The organism is Streptomyces sp. NPDC030991 (assembly GCF_055571235.1).
On the sequence record NZ_JBVIFR010000001.1, the window covers coordinates 373,484 to 398,426 of the forward strand.

Genomic DNA, 24,943 nt, shown 5'->3' on the forward strand with positions numbered 1-24,943 from the left:
TACCCCCCCCCCCCCCCCCCCCCCCCCCCCCCCCCCCCCCCCCCCCCCCCCCCTCCCCTCCCCCCCCCCCCCCTCCCCCCCCCCCCCCCCCCCCCCCCGGGCCGGGTTCGTTCGGTGCCTCGGAGCCGCCGGACGCCGGCGGTGGCACGCCGGACGGCCGGACGCGTTGGTCAGCGACCGACGGCCTTGGCCAGCTCCTGCTTGTTCATCGACGAGCGCCCCTCGATGTTGCGCTTCTTCGCCTCCGCGTACAGCTGGTCCTTGGTCGGTCCCTGGGAACCGCTGTGGGAGCGCTCGCCGCCGCGCTGCGGGGCGGACTTCTTGTCGCGCGTGGAGGTCTTGCTCGCGGTCTTCGACTCGCCGGAGCGCGCCCGCTCCTTGTTCACGGTGCGCGACGCGATCTCCTTGGCCCGGCCCTCGGAGGTGCCGCGCTTCTCCGCGCCCTCCTTGATGTGCTCGTACTGCCGCTCGCGCTTCGCGTTGGAACCCTGGGGCATGCCGTTCTCCTTCCGGACCGGGCCGGCCTGCTCGGCCGCGCCGACTGTGCGATCACCCTCCGCGTACCCTCCGGCGGGCTGGTGACCCGCCCGGACTGTTCCCATCCGACGCGGGGCGCCGACGGTGTGCCAGCAGGCGTCGACCGAACGGATGAGCAGGCGCGGCCGGCCCGTGTACGCGCGCCGTGCGGAGGCGGGAAGCGGCGGAGTTGGGTCTAATGGACGTGGTTCGAGCAGCCACGAGAGTGAACGCGACGCACCGGGGGGCCGGTCGTTCGTTGGAGGTCACGCGCTCTGTCAGGGATCGCGGGCCACCGGTCGGCTTCCGGTCTCGGGCCGGGCCCCGGTAGCCCCGGACGGGCGGGGGCCTCCATCGACCTCGGAACGGTACGAAAATGAGCAGTTACGACACACCCGCGCACAAGGGGACCGCCAGCCGGTCGGTGTTCGGCGCGCCTTGTTGGGTCAGCTTGTCCACGTACGATCTGCGGACCGCCGAGAGCTTCTACCACGCCGTACTGGGGTGGGAATGGCACACCGGCGCGATGGGCGACCAGTACAGATTCGCGAGTGTGAACGGTGTGCCGGTGGCGGGTGTGTCCGCCGCGAAGAGCATCGGGCAGACGTCCGTCGCCTGGACGCCGTTCTTCGCCGCGTCCAGCGCGAACGAGACCGTGGCCCGCAGCCACGAGCGCGGCGGGACGACAGCCGTGGGGCCCCTCTCCTTCCCGCCGGGACGCGCGGCTCTGCTGGCCGATCGCGACGGGGCGGTCTTCGGTATCTGGGAGGGCGCGCTGGTGGCCGGCTGGGAGGAGTGGCGCCGCGCCGCGCCCGCGTTCGTGGCGCTCCACACGCGGAACGCCTTCGACGCGGCCATCTTCTACGGGGAGGTTCTCGGCTGGGCGTCCGATGCGCCCGAAGCCTGCGACGTCCAGTACGAGGACGAAGAGGTCGTGCTGCGCAGCCGGGGCGAGATCGTGGCCCGGATCCATTCGGGGGCGGTGGAGGCCGCGCCCGATCCCGCGATCCGGCCGCGCTGGCAGGTCCACTTCTCGGTGACCGACGTGGCGGCGTGCGCCGAGGCCGCGACCGCCCACGGCGGCAAGGTCCTGCCGGGTGGCAGCGGGCCCCACGAGGTCTTCCTGAGCGACCCGGACGGGGCACGCTTCGCGGTGAACTCGAACGGCTCGGCGAAGTGAGGGGCCGGAGGCCCGGTCGTCCTCAGCCGGCCCGCGTCCCCGGAGGCAGCGTGAGGAGCCGCTGACGGGGGCCGTGCGCCCGTTCGCCCACGGCGCCCAGTAGCGCCCAGACAGTGGCCTGGTTCGCGCTGATCACGGGCTTGCCGAGGCGCTCCTCCAGACGCGGCAGAGCATCGTAGGTGGGCAACGCGGTGCAGCTGATGAACAGGGCGTCCGCGTGGGAATGGTCTCCTCGCACCACCGCGTCCACCACCTGGTGCTCCTCGACGGAGTAGACGTCCTCGACCGTGTCGAGCCCCAGCGAGGTGAGCGCCACGACGTCGAAGCCGGACGCGCTGAGGTAAGCGGCCAGCAGACGGTCCACCGGCTCCTGATACGGATGGACGACCGCGAGTCGCCGGGCGCCCACGGCGCGGAGCGCGTCGGTGACCGCACCGCTGGTCGTCAGCGCCTGCCGCGCGCCGTACGAGAGCATCGCCTCCCGCAGCGCCCGCTCTCCCGCCACGCCGTGGACGAAGCTGCACGCTGTGCAGAGGTAGGCCACCGCCTCCGCTCCGCCCGCGACGACGTCGCGCACCGGCTCGGCCAGCAGGCTCGCCCGGCCGAGCCGGGAGACGAGCTCCAGGTTGTCCCGGTAGGGGACCTCCTCGGTCGAGGCCATCGCCCCTCGCACGTCCGGCGGGAACCAGCGCCGCAGTTCCTGCTGTCGGGTGAAGTCGCAGGAGGCGACCACCGCGACATGCCGGCCGGTGTGTCCGCCTCGCGTGGTACGCGGTTCTGCCTGACGCATGTCCACGAGGCTAACGACCGCGCGCCCCCGGGCACCCCTCCCCCGGATGCGGCGAGCCGCCGGCCGGGGTGCCATGGGGGGAGGCAGCCGAGCCGGGAGCGGGAAGGGGTGGCGCGGAGATGGCGCGTCCAGTGTGGAGCGGAACGCTGACCTTCGGTCTCGTGTCGCTGCCGGTCCAGATGTTCACCGCCACGGACAGCCACACCGTCAGGTTCCACCAGTTGCAGCGCGGCACGTCCGACCGCGTGCGCAACAAGCGGGTGAACGAGCGGACGGGCGAGGAAGTGCCGCTCGACGAGGTCGTCAAGGCCTTCGACGACGGCGACGAGTACGTACTGGTCGAGCCGGAGGAGCTGGACGACATCGCCCCCGGCCGCTCGAAGGCGCTGGAGATCACCGGTTTCGTCGACCTGGCGGACGTCGAGCCGGTCTTCTTCGACAGGACGTACTACCTGGGGCCGAAGGGCCAGGAGTACACCAAGGTCTACGCGCTCCTGGAGAAGGCCCTCGGCGAAGCGGGCAAGGCCGGGATCGCCACGTTCGTGATGCGTAACCACCAGTACCTGGTCGCGGTCAGGGCCGAGGCGGGTCTGCTGACGCTGCACACCCTGCACTGGGCCGACGAGATCCGTGACCCGCGCAAGGAGATCGACAACCTGCCGGGGAGGACGAAGGTCACCGACCGCGAACTCAAGATGGCGCGTCAACTCGTGGACACACTCGGCATGGAGTGGCGGCCCGAGGACTTCCACGACACGTATCAGGAGCGGGTCGCCGCTCTCGTCAAGGCGAAGCGCACGGGTGAGTCGGTCGAGAAGGCCGAGCCGCCGGCCGATTCCACCAACGTGGTCGACCTGATGGACGCCCTGCGGGCAAGTGTCGACCGGGCGAAGAAGCCCTCCGGACGCGGCGGCAAGCGTGCCGGGAGCGGTGCTCCGTCGGCTCCGGCCTCGATTCGGGACGCCGCGGCCAAGCGCCGCCCGGGCGCCAAGGGCTCGTCCCTCGGCGCCCTGACCAAGGCGGAGCTCTACCGGCGGGCCACCGACGCCGAGATCCCGGGCCGCTCGTCCATGACCCGGGAAGAACTCGTCGACGCCCTGCGGGGAGCCGGGAAGCAGCGGGCCACGTCCGGAGGCCGGAAGCGCCGGGCCACGTCCTGACCGGCCCCGGTCGTCAGCCCTGCTCCAGGCTCCGCAGGCGCTTGTCGGCCGCCGCCAGACCCCGGCCCCGCCGCGCGAGCCCCTCCCACGGGTCCTTCTCCAGGCGGTCGCCGAGGTCGGTGACCGTCCAGCGGCGCGCGGTCAGCCCTGGTGTGTCCAGTTCGTCCCAGTCCAGCGGGACGGCCACCGGCGCGCCGGGCCTCGACCGGACGGCGAAGGGGGCGACCACGGTCTGGGCGTAGCCGTTGCGCGCGACGTCCAGGTAGAGCCGTCCCTTGCGGGTGTCCTTGCGCGGCTCCGTCGTCAGCTCCTTCGGGTACCGCGCCGCCAGCGTCCTCGCGGCGGCGCGGGCGAACGCGAGCACGTCGTCGGCGTCGTCGCGCCGGTTCAGCGGTACGACGACGTGCAGGCCGCGGGAGCCCGTCGTCATCAGGCCGGACGAGAGGCCGAGCTCGTCGAGCAGCTCGTGCAGGCGGTGCGCGGCGCTGCGGACGGGTTCGAAGTCGTCGGCGGGCGGGTCGAGGTCGAAGACCAGGCGGTCGGGGCAGCGCGGCCGGTCCGCACGGCTCAGCCAGCGGTGCGGTGTGATGCACGCCTGGCCCGCCAGATAGACCAGCGTCGCGGCGTCGTCGGCGATCACATGCGTGACCTCACCGCCCTCCTTGGCCACCGGCGCGCGATGGATCCAGTCGGGGAAGTAGTCGGACACCTCCTTCTGGTAGAAGCGCTGCCCGTCGATCCCGTCCGGCATCCGCTCCAGCATCAGGGGTCTGCCGCGCACCTCGGGAAGCATGCGCGGGGCGACCCGCCGGTAGTGCTCGACGAGGTCGGCCTTGGTGAGGCCGTCCTGCGGGAACAGCTCCTTGTCGGGCCGCTTCACCTGGACGGTGTGCCGTCCGATCCGTACGTCGACGTCGGGGCTCATGTCATCGCCTCCTTCACACCGATGCCTGCGCTCCCTGCCCGCACCCGGCTACGGGAGCGGTGTACCCCCGGTGGCGTTCATGATCTCCGCGGTGATGAAGCTCGCGTGGTCCGAGGCGAGGAACACGTACGCGGGTGCCATCTCGGCGGGCTGCGCCGGGCGGCCCATCGGGGCCTGCTTGCCGAACTCGCTGGTGTCCGGGAGCGTGGCCGGGATCAGCGGCGTCCACACCGGTCCCGGGGCGACGGCGTTGACCCGGATGCCCTGCTCGACCAGCATCTGGGCGAGGCCCTGGGTGAAGGTGACGATGGCGCCCTTCGTCATGGCGTAGTCGAGCAGGTGCGGGCTGGGCTTGTAGGCCTGGACCGAGGTGGTGTTGATGATGGAGCCGCCGGACGGGATGTGCGGCACGGCCATCTTGCACAGCCAGAACATGCCGTACAGGTTCGTGTGGACGACGCGGTCGAACTGCTCGGTGGAGATGTCCCCGATGCCCTTGGGCTGGGACATCTGGTAGGCCGCGTTGTTGACCAGGACGTCGATCCGCCCGAACTCCGTCACGGCCCGCTCCACGAGCCGCCGGCACTGCTCCTCCTCCCGGATGTCGCACGGCACGGCCACCGCGCGGCGGCCCGCCTCCTCGACGAGGCGGGCCGTCTCCCGGGCGTCCTCCGCCTCCTCGGGCAGGTAGGTGAAGAGCACGTCCGCGCCCTCACGGGCGTAGGCCAGGGCGACGGCGCGGCCGATACCCGAGTCACCGCCGGTGATCACCGCCGCCCGGTCCCGCAGCAGCCCGCTGCCCCGGTAGGAGTCCTCACCGTGGTCGGGCGGCGGGTCCATGGGGCCGCTCCAGCCGGGCGGCTGCTGGTCCTGCTGGGCGAACTCCGGCTGCGGGTGCTTCGTCGTGGGGTCCTTCGGGGTGCCACCCATCGATGCTCTTCCTCTCCTTTTCGTGGTCCGGCCGTGGCCGTCGTGGTCCGCGCCGCGCGGAGCCGGTCACGGCCCACTCTGCTGGCCGCTGCCGAGCCGCGCGAGCGCAGATCGTCGAGGCATCGGGTGTCCCGCGGAGCGCGGCCCCACACCTGTGCGTCGCGTTCCGCGATACGTCGTTGCCGTCGCCGCCGCCCGGATCCGCCGGGAGGCCCCTTACGGGGTGGCGACCGGGGGACTTTCGCGGCCGTGCCCGTTCGGCCGGACTGCGGAGGCGGGCCGTGGGGCGCGGTGCGAGACTGCCCGGGCAGCCGTCCGTGCGGCCCGACAAGGAGTGATGAAGTGGCGGCACCCGAGAGCGCGGACAGTGTCCTGTGCGAGTTCCTCGCCGATCCCCGCAACGCGCCGCTGGACCTGCCGACCGCGGTGGCCCGTTGCGCCAAGGCGCTGGGCCTGCAGAACGCCGTGGTCTACCTCGCCGATCTCCAGCAGCGCCGGCTCGCCCCGCTGAACGAGGTCACGCCGATCCTCTCCATCGACGACTCGCTGGCCGGCTGGACCTACCGCACGGAGTCGCTGCGCGTGGAGGAGTCGCACCTGGGCGGCATGACGGCATGGCTGCCGATGGTCGACGGGGCCGAGCGGATCGGTGTCCTCGCCGTGCGGTCGCCCGCTCTCGACCCGGTCTCGCTGCGACGCGGCAGGACGCTCGCCCATCTGTGCGCCATGATGATCACCTCGAAGCGGGCGTACAAGGACACCTACGTCCGCCGGGCCCGCACCCGGCCCATGGAGCTGCCCGCCGAGATGCTGCGCGCCTATCTGCCGCCCCGCACGATCGGTACGACGAACGCCGTCTCGACAGCCGTCATGGAGCCGGCCTACGAGGTCGGCGGCGACGCCTTCGACCACGCCCTGACCGAGACGGCGCTGCACGCCGGGATCCTGGACGCCATGGGGCACAATCTGGCCTCCGGGCTGACCACGGTGGTCTCCCTGGCCGCTTGCCGCAACGCGCGGCGCACCGGAGCCGACCTGCCCGAACTGGTGGAATCCGTCGACGCGGCCCTGGCGCGGTGGCTGCCCGACCAGTTCTGCACCGCGATCCTCTGCCATCTCGACCTGGCCACCGGCGGGTTGCGCTGGATCAACTGCGGTCACCCCGCGCCGCTGCTCATCCGCGACGAGCGCCTCGTTCCCGACGCGATGGCCCGGGACGCCGACCCGCCCCTGGGGATGCCGGCCGCCTTCTCCTCCACCCCGCGCCGGGTGCACGAGCTGGATCTGGAGCCCGGCGACCGGGTGCTGATGTACACCGACGGCGTCACCGAGGCCCGGACCCCGAACGGTGGCGAACTCGGACTCGACCGGTTCGCCGACTACGTCATCCGCGCCACCGCCGCCGGTGAACTGGCACCGGAGACCCTGCGCCGGCTCATCCACTCCATCGTGGACGCGCAGGACAACCGGCTGCGCGACGACGCCACGATCGTCATGTTCGAGTGGCGCCCCACGGTCCGCTGACGCACTCCGGACAACCGGCCTCTTGTCTGGCATAGGCGGAAAAGGGACCAAGGTCCCGGTACGCGGCCCTGGGCGCGGGCAGAACCTCTGTCAGGAAGGCTCCGAAACCGCTGGAGCCGGACGGATGGGCGAAGGAGAACAAGAACATGACCGTGCTGCTTCCCACGGCTTCCGACCTGCGTCGCGCGCTGATACGTCACACCGAGGCCGTCGGCCGCGACGAGCGCCGCTCGACGCCCGAGACGCTCCGCGCACGTGAGGACAGCGCCTACACGCTGTGCGTGCTGACCGGCACGACCGGCGTGGAGGACGCGCTGCGGGCGGCGGACACCCTCCTGGCCCGGCGCGCCGCCCCCGTCACGGAGCTGCGCCCGGCGACGCCCGCGCCGGACGGGGCGGCCGCCCCGGGGCGCGTCGCTCTCCCGGTCGCCGCGTAGCTCCGCGCCCTACCCCGTCGCGGCGGGTTGCAGGCCCGCGTAGACCCCGCCGCGGGCCAGGAGCGCGGCGTGCGTACCGGTCTCGGCGATCCGGCCGTCCGCCATCACCACGATGCGGTCGGCGCCCTGGATCGTGGAGAGCCGGTGGGCGACCACGAACACGGTCCGGCCGTGCACCAGCCGGGCCAGCGCCTCCTGGACGAGCGCCTCGGAGCGGTTGTCCAGGGCCGACGTGGCCTCGTCCAGGACCAGGACGCGCGGGTCGCGGATCAGCGCGCGGGCGATGGCGAGCCGCTGCCGCTGGCCGCCGGAGAGCCGGGCGCCGCGCTCGCCCACGACCGTGTCCAGACCGTCCGGCAACCGCCGCACGAACTCCAGGGCGTTGGCGTCGCGCAGCGCCCGCAGCAGCGTCTCCTCGTCGGTGTCGCCGAGCCCGTACGTCACGTTGTCGCGGATGCTGCCCTCGAAGAGGATCGACTCCTGCGGCACCACCGACAGGAACCGCCGGTAGCTGCGCAGGTCGAGCGTGGCCATGTCGACGCCGTCGAGGAGGATCCGGCCCGCCGTGGGCCGGATGAACCCGATCAGCAGGTTCAGCACCGTCGACTTGCCCGCGCCGGACGCGCCGACCAGGGCGACGGTCTCGCCCGGCCGGGCGGAGAGCGTGAAGTCGGCGACGGCCGACCCTCCCGAGGGACTGTTGCCGCCGTCTTCTGCATCCTCGGTGTACTCGGCGGCGTACGAGAATCCGACCCGTTCGAAGTCGATCCGGCCCGTCACGCGCTCGACCGGCGCCTTGCCCGCGTTGCTCTCCAGGTCGGGCGCCTGGAGCACTTCGCCCGCGGAGCGCACCGATTCGAGTCCCTTGCTGATCACGGGGGCCAGGCCGAGCAGGGTCGTCACCGAGCCGGTCAGAACGGTGAAGAACGCGCTGAGCATGACCACATCGCCTGCCGAGACCCCCAGCCAGCCGTGATACGCGGCCAGTGCCGAGCCGGTCAGGCAGCAGACGCCGAGGATGTTGAGCAGGACCCAGGCCGCCGAGTTGAAGCGGCCGTTCATGGTGTCGAGGCGCAGGCCCGCCGCGAAGACCTGGCGCAGGGAGCCGTCGACGCGGCCGAGGGCGGTGCGTTCCAGGCCGTGGGCGCGGGTGATGGGGATGAGGGTGGTCATCTCGCCCACGCGCGAGGAGAGTTGTTCGACCTCGCGGCGGAACTCCTCGTTGTGGCTGCGCAGGCGTCCTCGCAGCCGCATCACCAGGAAGCCGGCCGCGGGCACGACGACCAGGAACACCGGCAGGAACTCGGGCGTACGGAAACCGATCATGACGAGCCCGCCGACGAGGGTGGTCACGGCGCCGAGTCCCATGTCGGAGCTCTGCTGCACCATCTGTTCCACCGCCTCCACGTCCCGTACGACCTTGGCCTGGAGGACGCTGGAACTGACCCGGGCGTGGTAGCCGATGGACAGTTGCTGCATGCGGCGGCAGAGCGCCGAGCGCAGCGTCGTGCCCGTCCGGCGGATGCTGCCGCCGAGCAGACGCACGTACCACTGGTGCAGCGGGTAGTTGATCACGAGGATGAACAGGAGAAGTCCGGTGGCCCGCCACAGGTCCGCCTGCGCGCCGTGCTGGACGACCACGTCGAGGACGGTGGCGGTGATGACCGGCAGCAGCCAGATCGGGCTGTGCTTGACGACGAAGAGGAGCGCGGCCAGCAGCAGCCGGCGGCGGTCGGGGCGGAAGAGGTGGCCGAGGGTGCGGATCGGATGCTCACCGCGGTAGCGGTGGTCCAGATGGTCGGGAGGAGACGGTTGGTGCATGAACCGATCCCACCGCATCGAGTACGGCCGGGAAAGCGCTTTCCGGAAGCTCGGCGAAATTCGGCTCCCGCGCCCTACGCGGCCGTCCGGTCCGAGGCCGGCCAGACATAGGGCAGGTCGTCGGGATCGTCAGGGAAGAGCGGGGCGTAGATCTCCGGCGCCTTGCGCAGCAGGGCCGATCTGTGGCTGCGGTGGAAGGCGGGATCGCCCAGCCAGGGCGGTAGTTCGCCCTTCTCGGCGAGCTGTTCCTGAGTACGTACGCAGGCACCGGGGCGATGCCGGGTGAAGTCGGTGACGAGCGTGGCCGCGCAGGTGTCGGCGCGCCCCTCGGCGACCCATGTCGCGCACACGTCCAGGCCGTAGCGGACCAGGGCCTCCTCGTAGCCGGTCCACATGCGGACGGCGGGGTGGTGCCGCCAGCCGTAGCCGGGCACGGTCAGGCCGCGCAGCACCTGAAGGGCCTCGACCCGCTGTTTGCCCAGGCGTGAGCGGTCCAGGGCCGCGGCGGAGAGGGTGAACTCGGGGTACGGGAGAAAGGTCTGCACGTGGGATGCCTACCGCGGCCGGCCCGTGGCCATACGGCCGCGTACGGCAGTCGGCCGAGCCTGGCCCGCGGGCCGCGAGCGGCTGGAATGATGAACGCATGTGGCCACGACTGCCGTTGGGGACCGAACTGCGTGCACAGCTCGGCTCCCCCGGGCGTGCCCGGCGGCTGAGCAGCAGCCCGCGCTCCCGTGTGTGGCGGGTGGAGCGGGCGGGGGCGCCGGTGGTGGTGAAGCAGATCGTCGGCAGTCCCGGCGCCGATGAGCGGTACGCCCGCGAGGTGAGTGCGCTACGGCTCGCCGCCCGGGCCGAGAACCCGGTGGTCCCCGCGCTGCTCGCCACCGACCCGGAGCGCCGGGTGCTCGTCCTGGAGCACCTGGACGAGAGGCCGCCGCCCGCCGACTGGATCGTCGGTTACGCGGCGGCGCTGGCCCGGCTGCACGCCACCGCCCGCCCGGAGGACGCCGGAGCGCTCCCCCGCTGGCGGGGGCCCGACAGGGCCGACGTCGCGTCCTTCCTCGGGCTCGCCGACGCCCTCGGGGCGTCCGTGCCGCCCGGCGTGTCCGCCGAACTCGACGCCCTCGTCGACCGGCTCGCCCGTGCGCCCGGGCATGCCCTGCTCCACGGGGACCCGTGCCCGGGCAACGATCTGCACACCAAGGACGGTGTCAGGTTCATCGACCTCGAAGGGGCCTCGCTGGGCAACGGCCTGATGGAGCTCGCCTACCTGCGCATCGGCTTCCCCACGTGCTGGTGCGTGACCTCGGCGCCCGCGCCGCTGCTCGACCGGGCGGAGAACGCGTACCGCACGGCCTGGCGCACGACGACCGGCACCGAACCCCACGGCGACCTCACCGACGCCTGCGCGGGCTGGCTGCTGCGCGGTGACGCGCTGGTCGAGCGGGCCCGGCGCGGCACGGCCGACCACCTGGCGCGGATCCCGGACCAGGACTGGAAGTGGGGCACGGTGACCGCCAGGCAACGGCTCGTCCACCGGCTCGACGTCGTCGCCCGGTCGGCCACCGGGCATCAGGGGCTCAGCGGTCTCGGCAGGCTCAGTACGGACATGCGCCGCCGCATGCTCACCCGATGGCCCGCGCTCGGACCCGTTCCGGCCCGGCGCCCGCCAGGGAGTTGAGCGCCCACCGTACGTCCCGGACGCCGGGCCCGCGCTTCAGGCCGAGCTGCTGTCCCGGTCCACGGAAGAGGCCGGTCCGGCGGCGATGATCGTCGACGGCGTCTCGGCGACGTCCCAGTCCCAGTCGAGTCCGTCGACCGGCTCCATGGGATCGACGGAATCGACGGCCTCGACCGGATCGGCGGAAACGGCCGGATCCACCCGGTCGTCCGAGCGGGTTCGCTCGCCGAGTTCGGCGATCACGGCGGAGAGCCGGCTCTGCACGGCCTTGGGCAGCGGTGCCGTGCCGTCGGTCGAATCGATCAGGTGCTGCGCCACCAGGTACAGCTTGATGTTGGAGCGCTGGGAGACGTCCACCAGCGCCGACCAGGCGTCCTGGGGGCTGATCCCGAAGGCCGCCATGAGGATGCCCCGGGCCATGTCGATGGTGCCGCGGCTCTGCATCGCCCGCCGCAGCTGGGTGACTTCGCGGCTCAGGTCCGCGTCCGCCCCGTCCGCCGGTTCGGCGGGCGAAGTCGCCACCGCGGGGTCGACATCCAGCAGAAGGTTGACGGCGGAGCAGTCGCAGTGGACGACACGGTTCAGATCCAGGTCGATGCTGCCGTTCGAGGCGAGGAGGAGCGGGCGCAGTGCGCCGTCGAGCCCCTGGCCCAGCTGGAGGTCGAGATCGCCGCGCACGCTGATGACCAGCCGCTCCCCGTCCCAGTGGTGGAAGAGTGTCAGCCCGGTCAGGCGGTGGGCACCGGCAGGGACTGCCGGTTCCGCACAGGTGGTGGCTGACGCCCCGGATTCGGACTGTGCTGACTCTGGCATGGCCTTCTCCCTCGATGCGGCCGTGCGGATCCGCCCCAGATTCCCGCCCCGCGGCAACATACGTCAAGCGATACCGGAAACGAAGTTCAGGGGTTCTATTACATGAACACCTACGCCTACGATTCGGCCATGGATGGAGTACCGGAACCGCATGCTGGATGGACGTTCATCACCAATCACGCGCGCGTGCTGGCCGCCATCGCCGACGACCAGAACGCGCGGATCCGTGACATCGCCGCACATTGCAGGCTCACCGAGCGGACCGTACAGAAGATCATCTCGGATCTGGAGGAGAGCGGCTTCCTCTCGCACACCCGTGAGGGGCGCGGCAACACGTACCGGATCGCGCCGGGGAAGACCCTGCGTCATCCCGCCGAGGCCGAGGCCGGACTGACCGTCGCCTCGCTGCTGGCCCTGCTGGCCCACGACGAGGCGTACCGCGCCGACCGGACCCACGACGGCGAGCGGCAGGGCGCCGACCACGGCTGAGCGGACCGCGCGCTCCTGGCCGGACCTCCCCCGCACCGGCGGGTGTCAGGCGCCCGGGAGGAAGAAGCAGAACGGGTGCCCGTGCGGGTCGCGCAGGACGCGTACGTCGTTCTGCGGCTGATGCTCCTCCAGCGTGGCGCCCAAGGCGCAGGCGCGCTCGACCTCCGCCGCCAGATCCCGCACCTCGAGGTCCAGGTGCGCCTGCATCTGCTGGCTGCCGGCGCGCTGCGGCCACTGCGGCGGCGTGTGGTCCTTCTCCAGCTGGAAGCTCAGCCCGGGCCGCTCCCTGTCGGGGGCGCGCAGACGCACCCACTGCGGATCGCGTTCCACCTCCTCCCAGCCCAGCAGGGCCCGGTAGAAGTCGGCCAGCGCGGGCGGGTCAGGGGTGCCGAGAACAAAACCACCGAGCGTTGCTGTCATGTCCCTACGGTTGCCCATGCCCCCCGGTCCTACGCGGTCTCACGTGTTGTCAGGAGTCCGTCCGGGGCTCACCGTCGCTCAGTAGGGTGAGGGGATGAGCACTTCGCCCGGCTCCGAGAGTCGCCAGGAACGCTTCGAGCGCGGCATGGAGGTGTTGACCAGCGTCGACGGCGAGGGCGGCCCACGTGTCGTCGACGCCCTCGCCGATGTCAGCCCCGAGCTCGCCCACCAGATCGTGGCCTGGGGTTTCGGGGAGATCTACAGCCGCCCCGCGCTGCCGCCGCGCGACCGGCAGCTGGTCACCCTGGGCCTGCTGACCGCCCTCGGGGGCTGCGAACCGCAGTTGGAGGTGCACGTCAACACCGCCCTCAACGTCGGCCTCACCCCCGAGGAGATCGTCGAGGCCCTGCTGCACTCGGCCGGTTACTGCGGCTTCCCCAGGGCGTTGAACGCCACGTTCGTGGCCAAGAAGGTGTTCGGTGAGCGCGGGCTCCTGCCGGTGGCCCAGGAGTAGCCCCGGAACGGTCAGCCGGTGACGGCGGAGAGCGCGGCCGTGTACTGCTCGTCGGTGAGGGGTTCGAGCCAGGTGGTGCCGTCGCCGTCCCCGTCGCCGACCACGATGGCGATGTGGGCCATGAGCGTGGTGTCCGTGGCGCCGTGCCAGTGCTCCTCGTCGGGCGGGCAGGAGACGGTCTCCCCGGCGCTGACCCGCACGACGTTGCCGTCGCGGGTGCCTACGAGGCCGACGCCGTCGGTGATGTAGAGGGTCTGGCCGTTGGCGTGGGAGTGCCAGTTGGTGCGGGCGCCCGGCGTGAACCGGACAAGGCCCACGGCCAGCCGCGCCGGTTCGGCGGGGGCTTCGATCAGGTTCAGGTAGACGTCGCCGGTGAAGCGTTCGGCCGGGGTCTTGACCGTGGGCGTCGAGGTGGTGTGTTTCATGTTCTCTTCCTGGGCGGGTGAGCGGGTCCTGGGCGGGTGAGCGGGCAGGACGCGCGTTCGGGCGGTGGTCAGGCGGCGTCGCGGGCGTCGGCGACCTTTTTGAGCTGGGTGATCGCGGTCATGGCGTTGGGCCAGCCCGCGTAGAAGGCGAGGTGCGTGATGGCCTCGGACAGCTCCTCGACGCTCAGCCCGTTGTCCAGGGCCACGCCGAGGTGGTAGCCGAGCTGTTCGCCGCGGTAGAGGGCGGCGAGCGCGCTCACGGTGACCAGGCTGCGGTCGCGCGGGGAGAGCCCGGGGCGCTCCCACACGTCGCCGAACAGGACGTCGTCGGTGACCTCGACGAGCTTCGGCGCGATCCCGGCCAGCTCCTGGGGTGCGGACTGCTGAGGCATGGTGAGGCTGCTCCTGGTGCGAGTAGTGCGAGGTTCGACCGGTCAAAGGGGCGCGGACGGCGAGGTGCCGGCAGGAGCCACTGTGGGGCCGGGCCGCGCGTGTGGCAGCCGCTGTGCTCCCCGGCCGTCGGACCGGCCGGAGGGCCCGGCCCCTGCCCTGTCGAGGAAACCGCAGGTCAATACCGTGGAGAAGGGTCTGGCCTTACAGGTAACGACAGGGCCCCCCACAGATACGCCGTCCGATCTAGCCTGGAATGTGTGAGCACCGAGAGCGACATCCGCGAGTTCCTGGCCTCCCGCCGCGCCAAGATCACCCCGCGCCAGGCGGGTCTGCCCGCCTACGGCGGCAACCGGCGTGTGCCGGGGCTGCGCCGGGAGGAAGTCGCCCTGCTCGCCGGCGTCAGCATCGACTACTACGTCCGTCTGGAGCGCGGTCACCTCGCGGGCGCCTCCGAGGAGGTCCTGGACGCCGTCGCGAACGCCCTCCAGCTCGACGACGCCGAGCGTGCCCACCTCTACGACCTGGCCCGCGCCGCCGCCAGACGGCCCGCCCGGCGCGGCAGGCGGGCGCGCGGCCCGCTGCCGGACAGCGTCCTGCGCGTCCTGGACTCCATGACCGACTCCCCCGCCTTCATCCGCAACGGCCGCCTGGACGTCCTGGCCACCAACCAGCTGGGCCGCGCCCTGTACAGCCCGCTCTACCGCGACGAGGGGCGGCAAGCGGCCAACATCGCCAGGTTCCAGTTCCTCGACCCCGCGGGGCGCGACTTCTTCCCGGACTGGGAGGAGTCCGTGAACACCACCGTCTCCTTGTTGCGCACGGAGGCGGGGCGCGCCCCGGGCGACAGCGAGCTGACCGGACTCGTCGGGGAACTCGTCACCCGCAGCGACGTGTTCCGCACCGCCTGGGCCAAGCACAACGTGCGCCTGCACCACACCGGCCGCAAAGCCTTCCGGCACCCCGCCATCGGCGAGATCACGCTCGACTTCGACGCGATGGAGCTGCCCGCCCAGCCCGGCCTGACCCTCACCGCCTACAGCGCCCCGCCGCACACCGCCGACCACGACAAGCTCCAGCTCCTCTCCGCCTGGTCGGCCCCTTCACGCCAGGAGGCGACCGCCCCGGTCAGCCCGCCCGGCGCGTAGTGCGCGGCCCGGACCGCGCCGCGGGCGACGCCTCGGCGGCGCGGCGCACGTAGAGCCGCAGCAGCCCGCCGCGAGCTGCGTGCTCCTCGCGCAGCACGAAGTCGGCCCGTAACGCGTCGAGTTTGGCCCGCTCCGTGCGGCTCGACGGGGTCCAGCCGGGCCGTACGACGCGGAGGTCGACCACGACCCACACCCGGTCCACCTCGCGCAGCCGGTACGTCAGCGTCGCCGCCCGGGTCTCCTCGTCGTACAGCTCCCCCGCCTGTCGGCCGCTGCGGGCCAGGGCGACATCGTCGAGGCGGGCGAAGTCGGCCGGGTAGGCGGCGGCGGCGCGCCGGGCGCCCGGTGACGGCAGGAACAGCACCGCGCTTCCCGGACCGGTCTCGCGTGCGGCCAGCACCGCGATGCCGCGCAGGTCGTCGGGGCGTGCCAGTGGTCCGCGGTCATGCTCGTGCACCGGCAGCTGCGCGGCGAAGGACACTCCCACCAGGGCTGCGCCGCCGGCCGCGAGGAGGGCGCGCCCGGCCGGGCTCCGGACCTTCCTGGTCCCGGGTACCAGGCACACGAGCCGTTCCGCGCCCGCCGCCGCGAGCAGCGGAACGCCCGCCAGGCAGAACAGCACGTACCGGTCGTAGTAGAGCGGCTCGTACTGCGAGACGCCGAGCAGCACGGCGGGTGGTACGAGTGCCAGGGGCAGCGCCACCGCGCGCAGCGACACCGGGCCCCGACGGGGAAGCGGCGCGCACGCCCCCACCGCCACCAGCGCCAGCACCACGGCGCACACCCCGCCGGTGGGGCCCGCGAAGGAGTCGACGAGGCCCATCACCTGCTGCCGGCCGGGCCGGCCCAGCCAGGCGACCTGGGCGCTCTGGCCGTGCGAGACGTGGACGAGCGGGAGCAGCGCCGCAGCGACGCAGCCGGCCACGACCAGCCACGCTCCCCACACCGCCCGTGGCACCCGGGAGCAGGACAGCGTGCACGCGTGCGCTACCAGGACGAGTACCGACAGTTCGTGCAGCCAAGCCGTCCCGGTGACCAGCACCGCGTAGAGCAGCCAGTGCCGGCGGCCGGGTGTTCGCACGGCGCGTACCAGCGCGGCGGTGGCCGCCAGCGCCCCGGCGGCCACCAGCGCGTAGGAGCGGCCTTCTTGCGCGTACCGGCCGACGAACGGCGTCACGGCGTAGAGCAGTCCCGCCCACAGCCCGACCCGGGGCCGCGCCAGCCGTGCGCCGAGCAGGCCCACGAGGGCGGCCGCGAGCGCCGCGCCCAGCACGGAGGGCAGCCGCAGCAGCACCTCACCCGGGCAGGGGGCGAGGACGACGTGCATGAGCCCGTAGTAGAGGGCGTGCACCGCGTCGATGTGGGCGACCAGGTGGGCGATCTCCGGGAGCGAACGGTGTGCCATCTGCAACGTGACGCCTTCGTCACCCCACACCGCGTCCCGGTCGAGCCCCCAGGCTCCCAGTACGGCCATCACCCCGAAGGGCACGGCGACGGCGAGCGCGGCGCCCTCCGGCGCCCGGGGCCGCGGGCGCTGCCGCCCGGATGCGGGGGCGGGCGCGGGGTCGTTCTGGACGAGGTCGACGGCCACCGGGGCGCTCTCCTGTTCGAGCGATGTGCGGCCGAGCGCCGGCACCTGACGCGCCTCATCCTGGGAGGGCCCGCACGCGACGCGTGACGCCACGCGCGGCGGGTCACCTGAAGCGCGCAGCCCGCCGATGGGGTGGTTCCGGGATGCAGGAGGGGCGGGCACGCCGGACGGTGGGGGGCATGAGCAAACCGATCATCGTCTATCAGCCCTCCCCCTCCGGAGGGCGCCGGGTCCGTGTGGACGGCGAGATCCTCGGACTCGCGCACGAGTTGCGCGATGTCGCCGAGTTCCTGCGGCGGGCCGGGCTCGACATGGACGAGGCCGATGTGGAGGCGTCGCCGTTGATCGACTGGCGCGGCGGCGGACCCGGCACGTGGCCCGCGCCGTGGTAGGGGCGGGATCGTCGTTCAGTACGCGGCCGCGCCACCGCGCCGGACGCGCCCGACGGCGTCCGCGTGCAGGGCCCTGAGCCCGTCGGGCGGCAGGGCGGCGGGGCTGCCGGTGAGCGTGTACCACTCGTCGGCGCGGGTGCTCCGCGCGGGGCACGCCGATGAGCTGTTCACCCGCGCGACGCACCCCTTTTGCGCAGCGCGGGGACGACGGCGTGTTCGGTGAAGCGGCCGAAGGGGCGGAAGCCGAGGCGGCGGTAGACGGGTTCGCCCGCGGTGGTGGCCTGGAGCACGGCGAGGGGGTGGCCGTTGCGGCGGGCCGTGTGCAGGGCGGCGAGGGTGATGGCGCCGCCGTAGCCGCGGCCGCGGTGGGCGGCCAGGGTGCTGATGTTGTAGATGCCGGCGACGCCCGCGTGCAGGAAGACCTCGGCCGTGCAGACCGGGCGCCCCGCGACGTACCCGACCAGGTAGCGGGCCCGGCAGTCGGCCGCCAGGGCCTGCGGCGCCGACTGTTCGAAGAAGCGGCGGACCGTCGCGGCGGGCGGCTCCCAGATCGCGGCGAGGAGGGCCGCGTAGTCGGCCAGCCGCTCGGGCGAGGTCACGGGGTGGACGTCGAGGCCGTCGACGTAGGGCTGGGGCAGGGTGTCGGCGAGCTCGGCCCACATGCCCGTCTCCGTGTCGGCCGCGGGCAGACCGGCGGCCGTGAGCCGGGCCGAGAGGTCGGGGGGCGTCGAGGCCGGGCCCACCCACCAGGAGAAGGGGCGGCCGGTGGCGGCCAGCGCCGCGGTCGTCTCGGCGATCCGGGCCGCCGCGGCGCCCGGGGTGAAGCGGGCCGCGGCGACGATGTTGAAGGTGTCGTCGTCGAGCCCGCTGTCGGCGATCAGGAGGTCGTCGGTGGCGGTCACCGTCGCGCCGCGGAGGCGGCGGTGCAGATGGCCTGCGTGCTCGGCAAGGTTCTGCTCCGTCCGGCCCGCCAGCTCGGTCGTGTCATGGGGGTCCTGCTGCGCGCTCATAGTGGTCGATCACATCACACCCGGATGAATCACCCCGTGTCCGAATTGCGCGGCGGAGGGCGCGGCGCACACGCCCTCCGCCGGCTGTCGCGCGTCCAACGACCTCAACTGCTGCCACGGCGCCCCTTGCTGAGGGCCGATCAGCAGCTGAGGTTGGCGCCGGGGTCGACGCCGAGGATCTGCGAGAACTTCTTGTAGTTGTCGATGCGGCTCTGGACCTGCGCCGGGTTGCCGCCGTTGCACTCCAGGCTGCCGTTGATGCTGCGGATGGTCTCGCCGAAACCGGCGCCGTTGACCATCGCGTTGTGCGGGGTCATGGTGCCGGGGCCGCTCTGGGTGTTCCAGTACCACAAGCCGGTCTTCCAGGAGACCGCCGCGTCGGTCTGCACGAGGTCGGGGTTGTGCAGCAGATCGATGCCGAGTGCGTCGCCCGCGGACTTGTAGTTGAAGTTCCAGCTGAGCTGGATCGGCCCGCGTCCGTAGTACTTGTCGGTACCGGCAGGACAGCCGTACGACTGCGAACTGTCACAATAATGGGGGTAGTTGGCGGTGTTCTGCTCGACCACGTGGACGAGGCCGCCGGTCTCGTGACCGACGTTGGCGAGGAAGGCCGCGGCTTCCTGCTTGCGCACCGTGTCGCTGCCCGCGCCGGTGAACTCCGGGTACGCGCCGAGGGCGGCGGTCAGGCCGGCGTAGGTGTAGAACGAGTTCCGGCCCGGGAACATCTGGTCGAACTGGGCCTGGCTGACGACGAAGTCCGCCTGGGCGTCGGCCTTCTCGGCCGAGGCGGGTGAGGCCAGGGTGAGCAGGCCGAGGGGGGCGGCTGACGCGGTGGCGGTCAGCAGCGCGAGGATGCGACGGCGCATGGGGGCGCTCCAATCGGATGCGGAGGTGGGGGGTACGACGCCGCGAGCCGTGACGCGCATGCGCGCATGCGCGTCGTGGGGGAAGGCTCGCGGCGCCGCCGATCAGGGGACCGTCAGGCTCTCGCCTCCGGTCGGTCAGCCGCCGACGTTCACGTCGATGCAGGCGTAGAACGCGTTGGTCGTGTCCGCTACGTTCCAGACGGCCAGCACCTTCTGACGCCCGGTCAGCGAGCCGAAGTCGACCTGATGGGTGACGGTCGCACCGGGCTTGGCCCCGTTGTCGTTGAACTCGGCGATCTCCTGGCCGCCGACGAAGTACTGCCAGGTACTGGTGGCATGCTGGGCGGTCAGCTTCCACTGGAAGCTGGTGCTGCGCTGGACCGGTGTGGCGATCCAGCCCTTGGAGTCGTCGTCCAGATCGGCGAACCGGCTGATACCGGCGCTACAACTGGTCAGCCCCTTGGGGCCCTCGACGCTCTGCGGTTCGTACGTGATGGCGCCGCAGGACACGGTGCCTGCCGCGCACTGGGCCTGGCGGCTGGGCGGGGTGGAGATGTATCCGTGCGCGCTCGCCGATCCGGCGGGCAGGCCGACGGCGATGACGGGGGCCAGTGCGACGCCGATGAGCGCAGCCGTCTTCCTTCTGGCGTTCATGCGTACTCCTTCACTCACGGTCTTCCCGCGGGCGCGAAACGTGGGGGCGCGCAGGCGGGTCGGCCTCTCGTGGGTGGGGCCAAGAGGCGCGAAGGGACAGGGGAATGCCGCCCCGGAACGCGGGGCAAACTCCCGTAAGCGGAACGGCCGTTACTGCTTGGCCTAGACCATACAAGCGGTCGTGCCCCTGTCAAGGCATCCGTGGTGAACCCGCAGAACGAGGAAGACCTCCGGTGCGGCAGGGCCGTTCGGGCCCGCCGCACCGGAGGTCTTCCTGTCTCCGCGCCGAGGTCACACTGTCGCGCGCGGTGTCCGGCCGCGCCGCGTCACCCCATCGCCCGGCTCCCGCCCGCGTCGATGCTCAGGGCGCGGACGATGGCGTCCTCGGTCTCCGCGCTGAAGAACCCCGTGATGCCGCGCAGGAGTTGCAGCGCGGTGCGCACCCCGGCGGGCAACGGCCGGGGCATCCCCACCGTGGCCACGGCGTGCTTGTCGGGAGCGGTCCTGGCCGCCTCCAAGTGCTCGCGTGCCAGGCCGAGTTCACCGGTGACCGTGTGCCGCACCGCGCACGTCAGGTCGTAGGACGCGCTGCGCGAGAGCGCGAGCAGCGACGTGATCCCGGAGGTCTCCGCGTCATCGTGGGCCGCGGCGCTGAGATGTCCGCCCGCCCGGTCGAGAATCTTCGCTATGGCGGACAGCCGCCCCGCCTCCAGCACTGCCTGAGGTGCCATGCCGATTCCTTTCATCACCCCGTCCGCCGACCCCGTCTCTCCAGCGTTATCACCAGGGCCCGCCCGGGGCGAACCTCCGTACGGGGGCGCACAGCACGCGCAGAGAGAGGGCACGGGGCGCTGGGACGGCGGTTGAGGCACAGGGCGGCGCACACGACCGCCGGAGGGTTCCCGCCGGTGCACCGGTCACCGCCCCGGTCCGGCCCGGCGGGGCTCGACCGGCCGGGTCCAGCGGCCGGGGCGGCCCGCGGACCGACCGGACCCCACGGTTCCGCCCCCATGGACAGTCCCCCACCTGCTGTGATCTCATCCGTCCCGCACGCCTTCCGCCCAGGCACGAAAGACCCCCACATGCAGAAGACCAAGGCCGCACTCTGGGAATTCCTCCAGGGGCTCGGCAAGACATTCATGCTCCCGGTGGCGCTGCTCGCGTTCTGCGGCATCATGCTGGGCATCGGCTCCTCGCTCTCCAGCACCGCCGTCACCGACAACCTGACCTTCCTGCGGAGCGAGGGCTTCCACCTCGTCTTCACCTGGATGGCCAACACGGGGCTCGTCGCCTTCCAGTTCCTGCCCGTCATGTTCGCGATAGCCATCCCGCTGGGCCTGGCCCGCGAGGACAAGGGCGTGGCCGCCTTCTCCGGTTTCGTCGGTTTCGCGGCGATGAACCTGGCCGTGAACTTCTACCTCACCGCCAAGGGGGTCGACCTCGACGACGAGCGCGCGATCGCCCACTACGGCATCGCCGACGTCATCGGCATCCAGTCCATCGACACGGGACTGCTCGGCGCGGTCGCCGTTGGCATCGTTGTCAGCGTCCTTCACCAGCGCTTTCGCAGCCAGCGGATGCCCGACGCGCTGGCCTTCTTCGGCGGCCTGCGGTTCGTGCCGATCATCTCGACGCTCACCCTCAGCCTGCTCGGCCTGCTGATCCCCCTGGTGTGGCCGACGTTCAACGGCTGGATCACCGACCTGGGCCGCGCGATCGGCCACGCGGGCGTCTTCGGGCCGTTCTTCTTCGGCATGGGCGAGGTATTGCTGCGCCCGATCGGCCTGCACCACATCCTCGTCGCGATGTTCCGATTCACCGATGTCGGCGGCTCCGGCACGGTCTGCGGCGACCACGTATCCGGCGCGCTGAACCTCTTCTACGCCCAGCTGAACTGCTCCCGGCCGCCCACCGGCTCGGTCGTCGACGCCACCCACTTCCTGTCCCAGGGCAAGATGGCGGTCTACCTCGGCGGCCTGCCGGGCGCGGCCCTGGCGATGTACCACTGCGCGCACAGGAAGATGCGGCCCGAGATCAAGGCGCTCCTCGTCTCCGGTGTCGTCGCGTGCGTCGTCGGCGGCATCACCGAACCCCTGGAGTTCCTCTTCCTGTTCATCGCCCCGTGGCTGTACCTGCTCCACGCCGTACTGGTCGGCCTCGGCTTCCTGACGGCCGCCGTCCTCGGTGTGTTCATCGGCAACACGGACGGCAACGTCATCGACTGGCTCGTCTTCGGCGTGCTCCAGGGCACGACCACGAAGTGGTACCTGATCCCGGTGATCGCCGCCGTGTGGTTCGCCGCGTACTACTTCCTCTTCCGCTGGGCCATCGTCCGCTTCGACCTCAGGACGCCGGGCCGCGACGAACCCGAGGAAGAGACCGGCGACGGACCGGAGCCCGCCGACGAGAGCCCTCGCGAACTGGTCGCCGGCAAGTACGACGCGGTGGCGATCCTCGACGCGATCGGCGGCGCCGACAACATCCGCTCCCTCGACAACTGCATCACGCGGCTGCGGATGACCGTCGCGGACGCCGAACGCGTCGACGAAGGACGCCTCAAGAAGCTCGGCGCCGTCGGTGTCATCAAGCTCGACGCCCACAACGTCCAGGTCGTCATCGGCCCGCAGGTGCAGTCGGTGAAGGACGCGATCGCCACGATGGTCCCGGTGGGCTGAGCCATGCCCCTCCCCTCCCCCGCCCCCGGCACCCCTGGGGCCTCTGACGCCGCTGGCACCCCTGGCACCCCTGGCGCCCCTGTCTACGAATTCGACACCCCCGTCGACCGGCACGGCACCTGGTGCACACAGTGGGACTACGTCGAGGACCGCTTCGGCGTCCCGGACCTGCTGCCGTTCACCATCTCGGACATGGACTTCGAGACGGCGCCCGAAGTCCTGCGCGCGCTGCGCGGCCGCCTCGACCACGGCGTGCTCGGGTACTCCCGGTGGCGCCAGGCCGACTTCCTCTCCGCGGTCGTCGACTGGTACGGCACCCGTCACCGCACCACGGTCGACCCCGACGCGATCGTCTACGGCCCGTCCGTCGTCTACCAGATCGGCCGGCTGCTGCACCTGTGGTCCCGGCCGGGCGACGGTGTCGTGGTCCACACACCGATGTACGACGCGTTCCCCAAGGCGGTCGCCGCGCACGAACGGCGGCTGCTGCCCTGCCCGTTGGGCGACTGGGACGCACTGGAGCGGTTGCTCGCACGGCCCGACACCGCGGTCCTCCTCCTGTGCTCGCCGCACAACCCCACCGGCCACGTCTGGACGCGGGAGGAGCTCGACCGGACGGCCCGGCTGTGCGCGCGGTACGGCGTGGCGGTGATCAGCGACGAGATCCACTCCGACCTCGCCCACCCGCCCCACGTCCACCGCCCGTGGGCCCTGCACGGCGCACCCGGGGCGCGCTGGGCCGTCGTCACCTCGGCGTCGAAGTCGTTCAACATCCCGGCTCTCACCGGGAGTTACGGCATCATCGGCGATCCCGCGAGCCGCGACGCCTACCTGCGCCACCTCAAGGAGGCGGACGGCCTGTCGTCACCGGCCGTGCTGTCGCTCGTCGGGCACATCGCCGCCTACCGGGAGGGCGGCCGCTGGCTTGACGCGCTGGGCGGCTACCTGCGCGGCAACCTCTCCCACGTCGCCGAACGGCTCGGCGCGGCCTTCCCGGAGCTCGACTGGGCGCCCCCGCAAGCGGGTTACCTCGCCTGGATCGACGTACGGCCCCTGGGGGTCGACGACGAGGCGTTGCAGCGCGAGCTCGTCGAGGTGCAGAAGGTGGCCGTGATGCCCGGGGCCGCCTACGGAGCACCGGGGTTCCTGCGGCTGAACGTGGGGTGCCCGCGCGTCAAGGTGGAGCGGGGCACCGACGCCGTGATCGCGGCGCTGCGGGCCGTCGGCTGAGCGCCTGTCCTTGAAGGCCGGCTCCCGTCGCGTCAGCGGTACGGCGGCGCGGCGGGAGGCGGCGGCGCCATCGGCTGCGGGGGCACCACCGGCATGTCGGGCCGGGTGTCGTGGACGACGCGGGCGAGCCGGAACTCGTACTCGAACGTCTGGGTGATGCCTTCGGCGAGCACGAGGTAGCCGTCGCCCTGCTCGTAGATCGTGCGGCGCTGCAGACTGGTGGGGTGCTTCGGCTCGAAGGAGAGCACGTGGCGGTACAAGGCGTCCCGCGCCTCCTGCCGGGTCCCGGTCACGTGCCCGACGGGGCGGGTCACCATCCGCACACCGCCGAGGCCGCCGCCCAGGGCCGCCAGCATCAAACCCCAGGTACCCCTGGCCGATTCGTCCGTCACCGCTCCCCCGTACGTCGCTGTCGGCAAAACTCTGCCACACGGGTGCCGCCGGTCCGGTCCTCGGGGTGGGTCCGGACCGCGGGCGTCCGGCGCGCAGGACCGCCCGTTGTGCGAACATCGTGGGGTGAAACGGCAGGAGCTCGACGACCTCGCCCGGCTGCGGCGGGCCCGCGACCGGATGGACCGGGACTACGCCGAGCCGCTCGACGTGACGGCGCTGGCGCAGGTCGCGCTGATGTCCCCCGGGCACTTCTCGCGCAGCTTCCGCGCCGCGTACGGGGAGTCGCCGTACAGCTATCTGATGACCCGCCGCATCGAGCGGGCCAAGGCGCTCCTGCGCCGCGGCGACCTCACGGTGACCGAGGTCTGCTTCGCCGTCGGGTGTACGTCGCTCGGCTCGTTCAGCTCGCGCTTCACCGAGCTGGTCGGGGAGACCCCGAGCGCGTACCGGGCCCGCTCCCACGACGACGCGGTCGCGTTCCCCGCCTGCGTCGCGAAGATCCACACGCGGCCCCTCAAGAAGGGCGGCGGCGGGCCCCGCACCCCGGGCATGGACTGAGTCCGCCCGCGCGGCCGGCGGCGCGGGCGATCTCCTTCTTGTCCGGGGCGACCGTGGTCAGGCTCGGCACGCTGAAACGGGATGCCTCGATGTCGTCGAAGCCGAACAACTTCCTGTGGCCGTTCGTGTCCACCTCCGACCCCTCCCTGATGACGCTCCCCGTCGGCATCACCTCGGTGAAGGACGCCTACGGCATCCAGTACGCGCAGTCGATGGCGTCGGCCGTCCTCGCCGCGCTGCCGCTCGTCGTGGTCTTCATGTTCTTCCAGCGCCACATCGTGAAGTCCGTGGCGACCACCGGCCTCGGCGGCCAGTGAAACGACTTCAAGTCGCCGCCTCGCGCGTCCCGTTGACACCTGTGCAGCGCCTCCCTACCGTCCTGAAGCCATGAGACTTACATCGATGTAAGGA

General features: G+C 72.1%; 29 protein-coding genes and 1 pseudogene. 13 read left to right on the forward strand and 17 right to left on the reverse strand.

The annotated features are described in order from the left end of the window. Positions 1 to 170: 170 nt before the first annotated feature. Positions 171 to 497 carry a plasmid stabilization protein gene (locus ACZ45E_RS01825; RefSeq protein ID WP_468215250.1) on the reverse strand — a complete coding sequence of 109 codons (327 nt, stop codon included), beginning with the start codon at positions 495 to 497 and terminating at the stop codon, positions 171 to 173. A 395-nt stretch (positions 498 to 892) separates the two neighbouring features. Here ACZ45E_RS01825 and ACZ45E_RS01830 point away from each other — a divergent pair, with 395 nt between their 5' ends. Then, entirely contained in the window at positions 893 to 1,696 is an 804-nt protein-coding gene (locus ACZ45E_RS01830) for a VOC family protein (protein WP_468215251.1), read from the forward strand. Between the two features lie 22 nt (positions 1,697 to 1,718). On the opposite strand, the gene ACZ45E_RS01835 is transcribed toward ACZ45E_RS01830, so the two are convergent. Continuing rightward, positions 1,719 to 2,486 (reverse strand): maleate cis-trans isomerase family protein, encoded by a 768-nt coding sequence (locus tag ACZ45E_RS01835; RefSeq protein ID WP_468215254.1) that lies wholly within the window; start codon positions 2,484 to 2,486, stop codon positions 1,719 to 1,721. A gap of 119 nt (positions 2,487 to 2,605) precedes the next feature. Between ACZ45E_RS01835 and ku the strand changes: the two genes are divergently transcribed. Beyond that, positions 2,606 to 3,646 carry a non-homologous end joining protein Ku gene (ku, locus tag ACZ45E_RS01840; protein ID WP_468215255.1) on the forward strand — a complete coding sequence of 347 codons (1,041 nt, stop codon included), beginning with the start codon at positions 2,606 to 2,608 and terminating at the stop codon, positions 3,644 to 3,646. Positions 3,647 to 3,659: 13 nt separating this feature from the next. Here ku and ligD read toward each other — a convergent pair whose 3' ends face one another. Both ligD and ACZ45E_RS01850 read right to left on the reverse strand, forming a co-directional pair. Beyond that, the gene (gene ligD / locus ACZ45E_RS01845; protein ID WP_468215256.1) at positions 3,660 to 4,571 is read right to left on the reverse strand and encodes a non-homologous end-joining DNA ligase; all 912 of its coding nucleotides are present in this window, start codon (positions 4,569 to 4,571) and stop codon (positions 3,660 to 3,662) included. Positions 4,572 to 4,619: 48 nt separating this feature from the next. Beyond that, a complete protein-coding gene (locus ACZ45E_RS01850; protein ID WP_468215258.1) occupies positions 4,620 to 5,501 on the reverse strand; it encodes an SDR family oxidoreductase in 882 nt (293 codons plus the stop codon). Positions 5,502 to 5,843: 342 nt separating this feature from the next. Here ACZ45E_RS01850 and ACZ45E_RS01855 point away from each other — a divergent pair, with 342 nt between their 5' ends. After that, positions 5,844 to 7,025, forward strand: a complete 1,182-nt coding sequence (locus ACZ45E_RS01855; protein ID WP_468215259.1) for a PP2C family protein-serine/threonine phosphatase — start codon at positions 5,844 to 5,846, stop codon at positions 7,023 to 7,025. 146 nt (positions 7,026 to 7,171) lie between these two features. Further along, the gene (locus ACZ45E_RS01860) at positions 7,172 to 7,462 is read left to right on the forward strand and encodes a DUF5133 domain-containing protein (protein ID WP_468215261.1); all 291 of its coding nucleotides are present in this window, start codon (positions 7,172 to 7,174) and stop codon (positions 7,460 to 7,462) included. A 9-nt stretch (positions 7,463 to 7,471) separates the two neighbouring features. Here the strand turns inward: ACZ45E_RS01860 and ACZ45E_RS01865 are convergent, their stop codons facing one another. Together ACZ45E_RS01865 and ACZ45E_RS01870 are read right to left on the reverse strand one after the other, a co-directional pair. Further along, positions 7,472 to 9,283, reverse strand: a complete 1,812-nt coding sequence (locus tag ACZ45E_RS01865) for an ABC transporter ATP-binding protein (RefSeq protein WP_468215263.1) — start codon at positions 9,281 to 9,283, stop codon at positions 7,472 to 7,474. Between the two features lie 74 nt (positions 9,284 to 9,357). Further along, complete coding sequence (locus tag ACZ45E_RS01870; protein WP_468215265.1) at positions 9,358 to 9,828, reverse strand: MSMEG_6728 family protein; 471 nt, start codon at positions 9,826 to 9,828, stop codon at positions 9,358 to 9,360. A gap of 98 nt (positions 9,829 to 9,926) precedes the next feature. Between ACZ45E_RS01870 and ACZ45E_RS01875 the strand changes: the two genes are divergently transcribed. Continuing rightward, positions 9,927 to 10,964: an aminoglycoside phosphotransferase family protein gene (locus ACZ45E_RS01875; RefSeq protein WP_468215267.1), complete on the forward strand. Its 1,038-nt coding sequence runs from the start codon at positions 9,927 to 9,929 to the stop codon at positions 10,962 to 10,964. Positions 10,965 to 11,000: 36 nt separating this feature from the next. Here ACZ45E_RS01875 and ACZ45E_RS01880 read toward each other — a convergent pair whose 3' ends face one another. Continuing rightward, entirely contained in the window at positions 11,001 to 11,777 is a 777-nt protein-coding gene (locus ACZ45E_RS01880; protein WP_468215268.1) for an ANTAR domain-containing protein, read from the reverse strand. 129 nt (positions 11,778 to 11,906) lie between these two features. Here ACZ45E_RS01880 and ACZ45E_RS01885 point away from each other — a divergent pair, with 129 nt between their 5' ends. Further along, positions 11,907 to 12,266 (forward strand): helix-turn-helix transcriptional regulator, encoded by a 360-nt coding sequence (locus ACZ45E_RS01885; RefSeq protein WP_468215270.1) that lies wholly within the window; start codon positions 11,907 to 11,909, stop codon positions 12,264 to 12,266. Between the two features lie 45 nt (positions 12,267 to 12,311). Here the strand turns inward: ACZ45E_RS01885 and ACZ45E_RS01890 are convergent, their stop codons facing one another. After that, positions 12,312 to 12,686, reverse strand: a complete 375-nt coding sequence (locus ACZ45E_RS01890) for a VOC family protein (RefSeq protein ID WP_468215272.1) — start codon at positions 12,684 to 12,686, stop codon at positions 12,312 to 12,314. A gap of 94 nt (positions 12,687 to 12,780) precedes the next feature. Between ACZ45E_RS01890 and ACZ45E_RS01895 the strand changes: the two genes are divergently transcribed. Then, complete coding sequence (locus ACZ45E_RS01895) at positions 12,781 to 13,200, forward strand: carboxymuconolactone decarboxylase family protein (RefSeq protein ID WP_468215275.1); 420 nt, start codon at positions 12,781 to 12,783, stop codon at positions 13,198 to 13,200. Positions 13,201 to 13,211: 11 nt separating this feature from the next. Here ACZ45E_RS01895 and ACZ45E_RS01900 read toward each other — a convergent pair whose 3' ends face one another. Both ACZ45E_RS01900 and ACZ45E_RS01905 read right to left on the reverse strand, forming a co-directional pair. Then, the gene (locus ACZ45E_RS01900; RefSeq protein ID WP_468215277.1) at positions 13,212 to 13,625 is read right to left on the reverse strand and encodes a (R)-mandelonitrile lyase; all 414 of its coding nucleotides are present in this window, start codon (positions 13,623 to 13,625) and stop codon (positions 13,212 to 13,214) included. A 68-nt stretch (positions 13,626 to 13,693) separates the two neighbouring features. After that, a complete protein-coding gene (locus tag ACZ45E_RS01905) occupies positions 13,694 to 14,017 on the reverse strand; it encodes a carboxymuconolactone decarboxylase family protein (RefSeq protein WP_468215279.1) in 324 nt (107 codons plus the stop codon). Positions 14,018 to 14,275: 258 nt separating this feature from the next. On the opposite strand from ACZ45E_RS01905, the gene ACZ45E_RS01910 reads away from it, so the two are divergent. Then, the gene (locus ACZ45E_RS01910) at positions 14,276 to 15,163 is read left to right on the forward strand and encodes a helix-turn-helix transcriptional regulator (protein ID WP_468215281.1); all 888 of its coding nucleotides are present in this window, start codon (positions 14,276 to 14,278) and stop codon (positions 15,161 to 15,163) included. Here ACZ45E_RS01910 and ACZ45E_RS01915 read toward each other — a convergent pair. Beyond that, positions 15,144 to 16,847, reverse strand: coding sequence for a glycosyltransferase family 39 protein (locus tag ACZ45E_RS01915; protein WP_468215284.1), 1,704 nt, complete (start codon positions 16,845 to 16,847; stop codon positions 15,144 to 15,146). The genes ACZ45E_RS01910 and ACZ45E_RS01915 overlap by 20 nt on opposite strands. Before the next feature lie 86 nt (positions 16,848 to 16,933). On the opposite strand from ACZ45E_RS01915, the gene ACZ45E_RS01920 reads away from it, so the two are divergent. After that, a complete protein-coding gene (locus ACZ45E_RS01920) occupies positions 16,934 to 17,146 on the forward strand; it encodes a hypothetical protein (protein ID WP_468215286.1) in 213 nt (70 codons plus the stop codon). A 15-nt stretch (positions 17,147 to 17,161) separates the two neighbouring features. Here ACZ45E_RS01920 and ACZ45E_RS01925 read toward each other — a convergent pair whose 3' ends face one another. From ACZ45E_RS01925 to ACZ45E_RS01945, 5 genes are all read right to left on the reverse strand, one after another. Then, a complete protein-coding gene (locus ACZ45E_RS01925; protein WP_468215289.1) occupies positions 17,162 to 17,317 on the reverse strand; it encodes a hypothetical protein in 156 nt (51 codons plus the stop codon). Further along, a complete protein-coding gene (locus ACZ45E_RS01930; protein WP_468215292.1) occupies positions 17,314 to 18,156 on the reverse strand; it encodes a GNAT family N-acetyltransferase in 843 nt (280 codons plus the stop codon). Before ACZ45E_RS01930 ends, ACZ45E_RS01925 begins: the two co-directional genes overlap by 4 nt. Positions 18,157 to 18,296: 140 nt before the next feature. Next, positions 18,297 to 19,022, reverse strand: a complete 726-nt coding sequence (locus ACZ45E_RS01935; RefSeq protein WP_468215295.1) for a chitinase — start codon at positions 19,020 to 19,022, stop codon at positions 18,297 to 18,299. Positions 19,023 to 19,157: 135 nt separating this feature from the next. Continuing rightward, the gene (locus tag ACZ45E_RS01940) at positions 19,158 to 19,676 is read right to left on the reverse strand and encodes a lytic polysaccharide monooxygenase auxiliary activity family 9 protein (protein WP_468215297.1); all 519 of its coding nucleotides are present in this window, start codon (positions 19,674 to 19,676) and stop codon (positions 19,158 to 19,160) included. A 326-nt stretch (positions 19,677 to 20,002) separates the two neighbouring features. Beyond that, positions 20,003 to 20,407, reverse strand: a complete 405-nt coding sequence (locus ACZ45E_RS01945) for a hypothetical protein (protein ID WP_468215299.1) — start codon at positions 20,405 to 20,407, stop codon at positions 20,003 to 20,005. Positions 20,408 to 20,758: 351 nt separating this feature from the next. Here ACZ45E_RS01945 and malX point away from each other — a divergent pair, with 351 nt between their 5' ends. Then, the gene (gene malX, locus ACZ45E_RS01950; RefSeq protein WP_468215302.1) at positions 20,759 to 22,351 is read left to right on the forward strand and encodes a maltose/glucose-specific PTS transporter subunit IIBC; all 1,593 of its coding nucleotides are present in this window, start codon (positions 20,759 to 20,761) and stop codon (positions 22,349 to 22,351) included. A gap of 3 nt (positions 22,352 to 22,354) precedes the next feature. Next, positions 22,355 to 23,581 (forward strand): MalY/PatB family protein, encoded by a 1,227-nt coding sequence (locus ACZ45E_RS01955; RefSeq protein ID WP_468215304.1) that lies wholly within the window; start codon positions 22,355 to 22,357, stop codon positions 23,579 to 23,581. Between the two features lie 32 nt (positions 23,582 to 23,613). Here the strand turns inward: ACZ45E_RS01955 and ACZ45E_RS01960 are convergent, their stop codons facing one another. Further along, a complete protein-coding gene (locus ACZ45E_RS01960) occupies positions 23,614 to 23,973 on the reverse strand; it encodes a hypothetical protein (protein WP_468215305.1) in 360 nt (119 codons plus the stop codon). A 178-nt stretch (positions 23,974 to 24,151) separates the two neighbouring features. Here ACZ45E_RS01960 and ACZ45E_RS01965 point away from each other — a divergent pair, with 178 nt between their 5' ends. Continuing rightward, positions 24,152 to 24,532: a helix-turn-helix transcriptional regulator gene (locus ACZ45E_RS01965; protein ID WP_468216002.1), complete on the forward strand. Its 381-nt coding sequence runs from the start codon at positions 24,152 to 24,154 to the stop codon at positions 24,530 to 24,532. 104 nt (positions 24,533 to 24,636) lie between these two features. Next, positions 24,637 to 24,849 (forward strand): annotated as a pseudogene (locus tag ACZ45E_RS01970) (carbohydrate ABC transporter permease); the annotation flags it as partial. Positions 24,850 to 24,943: the final 94 nt, after the last annotated feature.

What these genes read in the sequence shown, in the direction of transcription:
- ACZ45E_RS01825 (WP_468215250.1), bottom strand. Translation starts at nt 497, where the DNA reads ATGCCCCAGGGTTCCAACGCGAAGCGCGAGCGGCAGTACGAGCACATC.
- ACZ45E_RS01830 (WP_468215251.1), top strand. Translation starts at nt 893, where the DNA reads ATGAGCAGTTACGACACACCCGCGCACAAGGGGACCGCCAGCCGGTCG.
- ACZ45E_RS01835 (WP_468215254.1), bottom strand. Translation starts at nt 2,486, where the DNA reads ATGCGTCAGGCAGAACCGCGTACCACGCGAGGCGGACACACCGGCCGG.
- ku (WP_468215255.1), top strand. Translation starts at nt 2,606, where the DNA reads ATGGCGCGTCCAGTGTGGAGCGGAACGCTGACCTTCGGTCTCGTGTCG.
- ligD (WP_468215256.1), bottom strand. Translation starts at nt 4,571, where the DNA reads ATGAGCCCCGACGTCGACGTACGGATCGGACGGCACACCGTCCAGGTG.
- ACZ45E_RS01850 (WP_468215258.1), bottom strand. Translation starts at nt 5,501, where the DNA reads ATGGGTGGCACCCCGAAGGACCCCACGACGAAGCACCCGCAGCCGGAG.
- ACZ45E_RS01860 (WP_468215261.1), top strand. Translation starts at nt 7,172, where the DNA reads ATGACCGTGCTGCTTCCCACGGCTTCCGACCTGCGTCGCGCGCTGATA.
- ACZ45E_RS01865 (WP_468215263.1), bottom strand. Translation starts at nt 9,283, where the DNA reads ATGCACCAACCGTCTCCTCCCGACCATCTGGACCACCGCTACCGCGGT.
- ACZ45E_RS01875 (WP_468215267.1), top strand. Translation starts at nt 9,927, where the DNA reads ATGTGGCCACGACTGCCGTTGGGGACCGAACTGCGTGCACAGCTCGGC.
- ACZ45E_RS01880 (WP_468215268.1), bottom strand. Translation starts at nt 11,777, where the DNA reads ATGCCAGAGTCAGCACAGTCCGAATCCGGGGCGTCAGCCACCACCTGT.
- ACZ45E_RS01885 (WP_468215270.1), top strand. Translation starts at nt 11,907, where the DNA reads ATGGATGGAGTACCGGAACCGCATGCTGGATGGACGTTCATCACCAAT.
- ACZ45E_RS01890 (WP_468215272.1), bottom strand. Translation starts at nt 12,686, where the DNA reads ATGACAGCAACGCTCGGTGGTTTTGTTCTCGGCACCCCTGACCCGCCC.
- ACZ45E_RS01895 (WP_468215275.1), top strand. Translation starts at nt 12,781, where the DNA reads ATGAGCACTTCGCCCGGCTCCGAGAGTCGCCAGGAACGCTTCGAGCGC.
- ACZ45E_RS01900 (WP_468215277.1), bottom strand. Translation starts at nt 13,625, where the DNA reads ATGAAACACACCACCTCGACGCCCACGGTCAAGACCCCGGCCGAACGC.
- ACZ45E_RS01905 (WP_468215279.1), bottom strand. Translation starts at nt 14,017, where the DNA reads ATGCCTCAGCAGTCCGCACCCCAGGAGCTGGCCGGGATCGCGCCGAAG.
- ACZ45E_RS01920 (WP_468215286.1), top strand. Translation starts at nt 16,934, where the DNA reads ATGAGCAAACCGATCATCGTCTATCAGCCCTCCCCCTCCGGAGGGCGC.
- ACZ45E_RS01930 (WP_468215292.1), bottom strand. Translation starts at nt 18,156, where the DNA reads ATGAGCGCGCAGCAGGACCCCCATGACACGACCGAGCTGGCGGGCCGG.
- ACZ45E_RS01935 (WP_468215295.1), bottom strand. Translation starts at nt 19,022, where the DNA reads ATGCGCCGTCGCATCCTCGCGCTGCTGACCGCCACCGCGTCAGCCGCC.
- ACZ45E_RS01940 (WP_468215297.1), bottom strand. Translation starts at nt 19,676, where the DNA reads ATGAACGCCAGAAGGAAGACGGCTGCGCTCATCGGCGTCGCACTGGCC.
- ACZ45E_RS01945 (WP_468215299.1), bottom strand. Translation starts at nt 20,407, where the DNA reads ATGGCACCTCAGGCAGTGCTGGAGGCGGGGCGGCTGTCCGCCATAGCG.
- malX (WP_468215302.1), top strand. Translation starts at nt 20,759, where the DNA reads ATGCAGAAGACCAAGGCCGCACTCTGGGAATTCCTCCAGGGGCTCGGC.
- ACZ45E_RS01955 (WP_468215304.1), top strand. Translation starts at nt 22,355, where the DNA reads ATGCCCCTCCCCTCCCCCGCCCCCGGCACCCCTGGGGCCTCTGACGCC.
- ACZ45E_RS01965 (WP_468216002.1), top strand. Translation starts at nt 24,152, where the DNA reads ATGGACCGGGACTACGCCGAGCCGCTCGACGTGACGGCGCTGGCGCAG.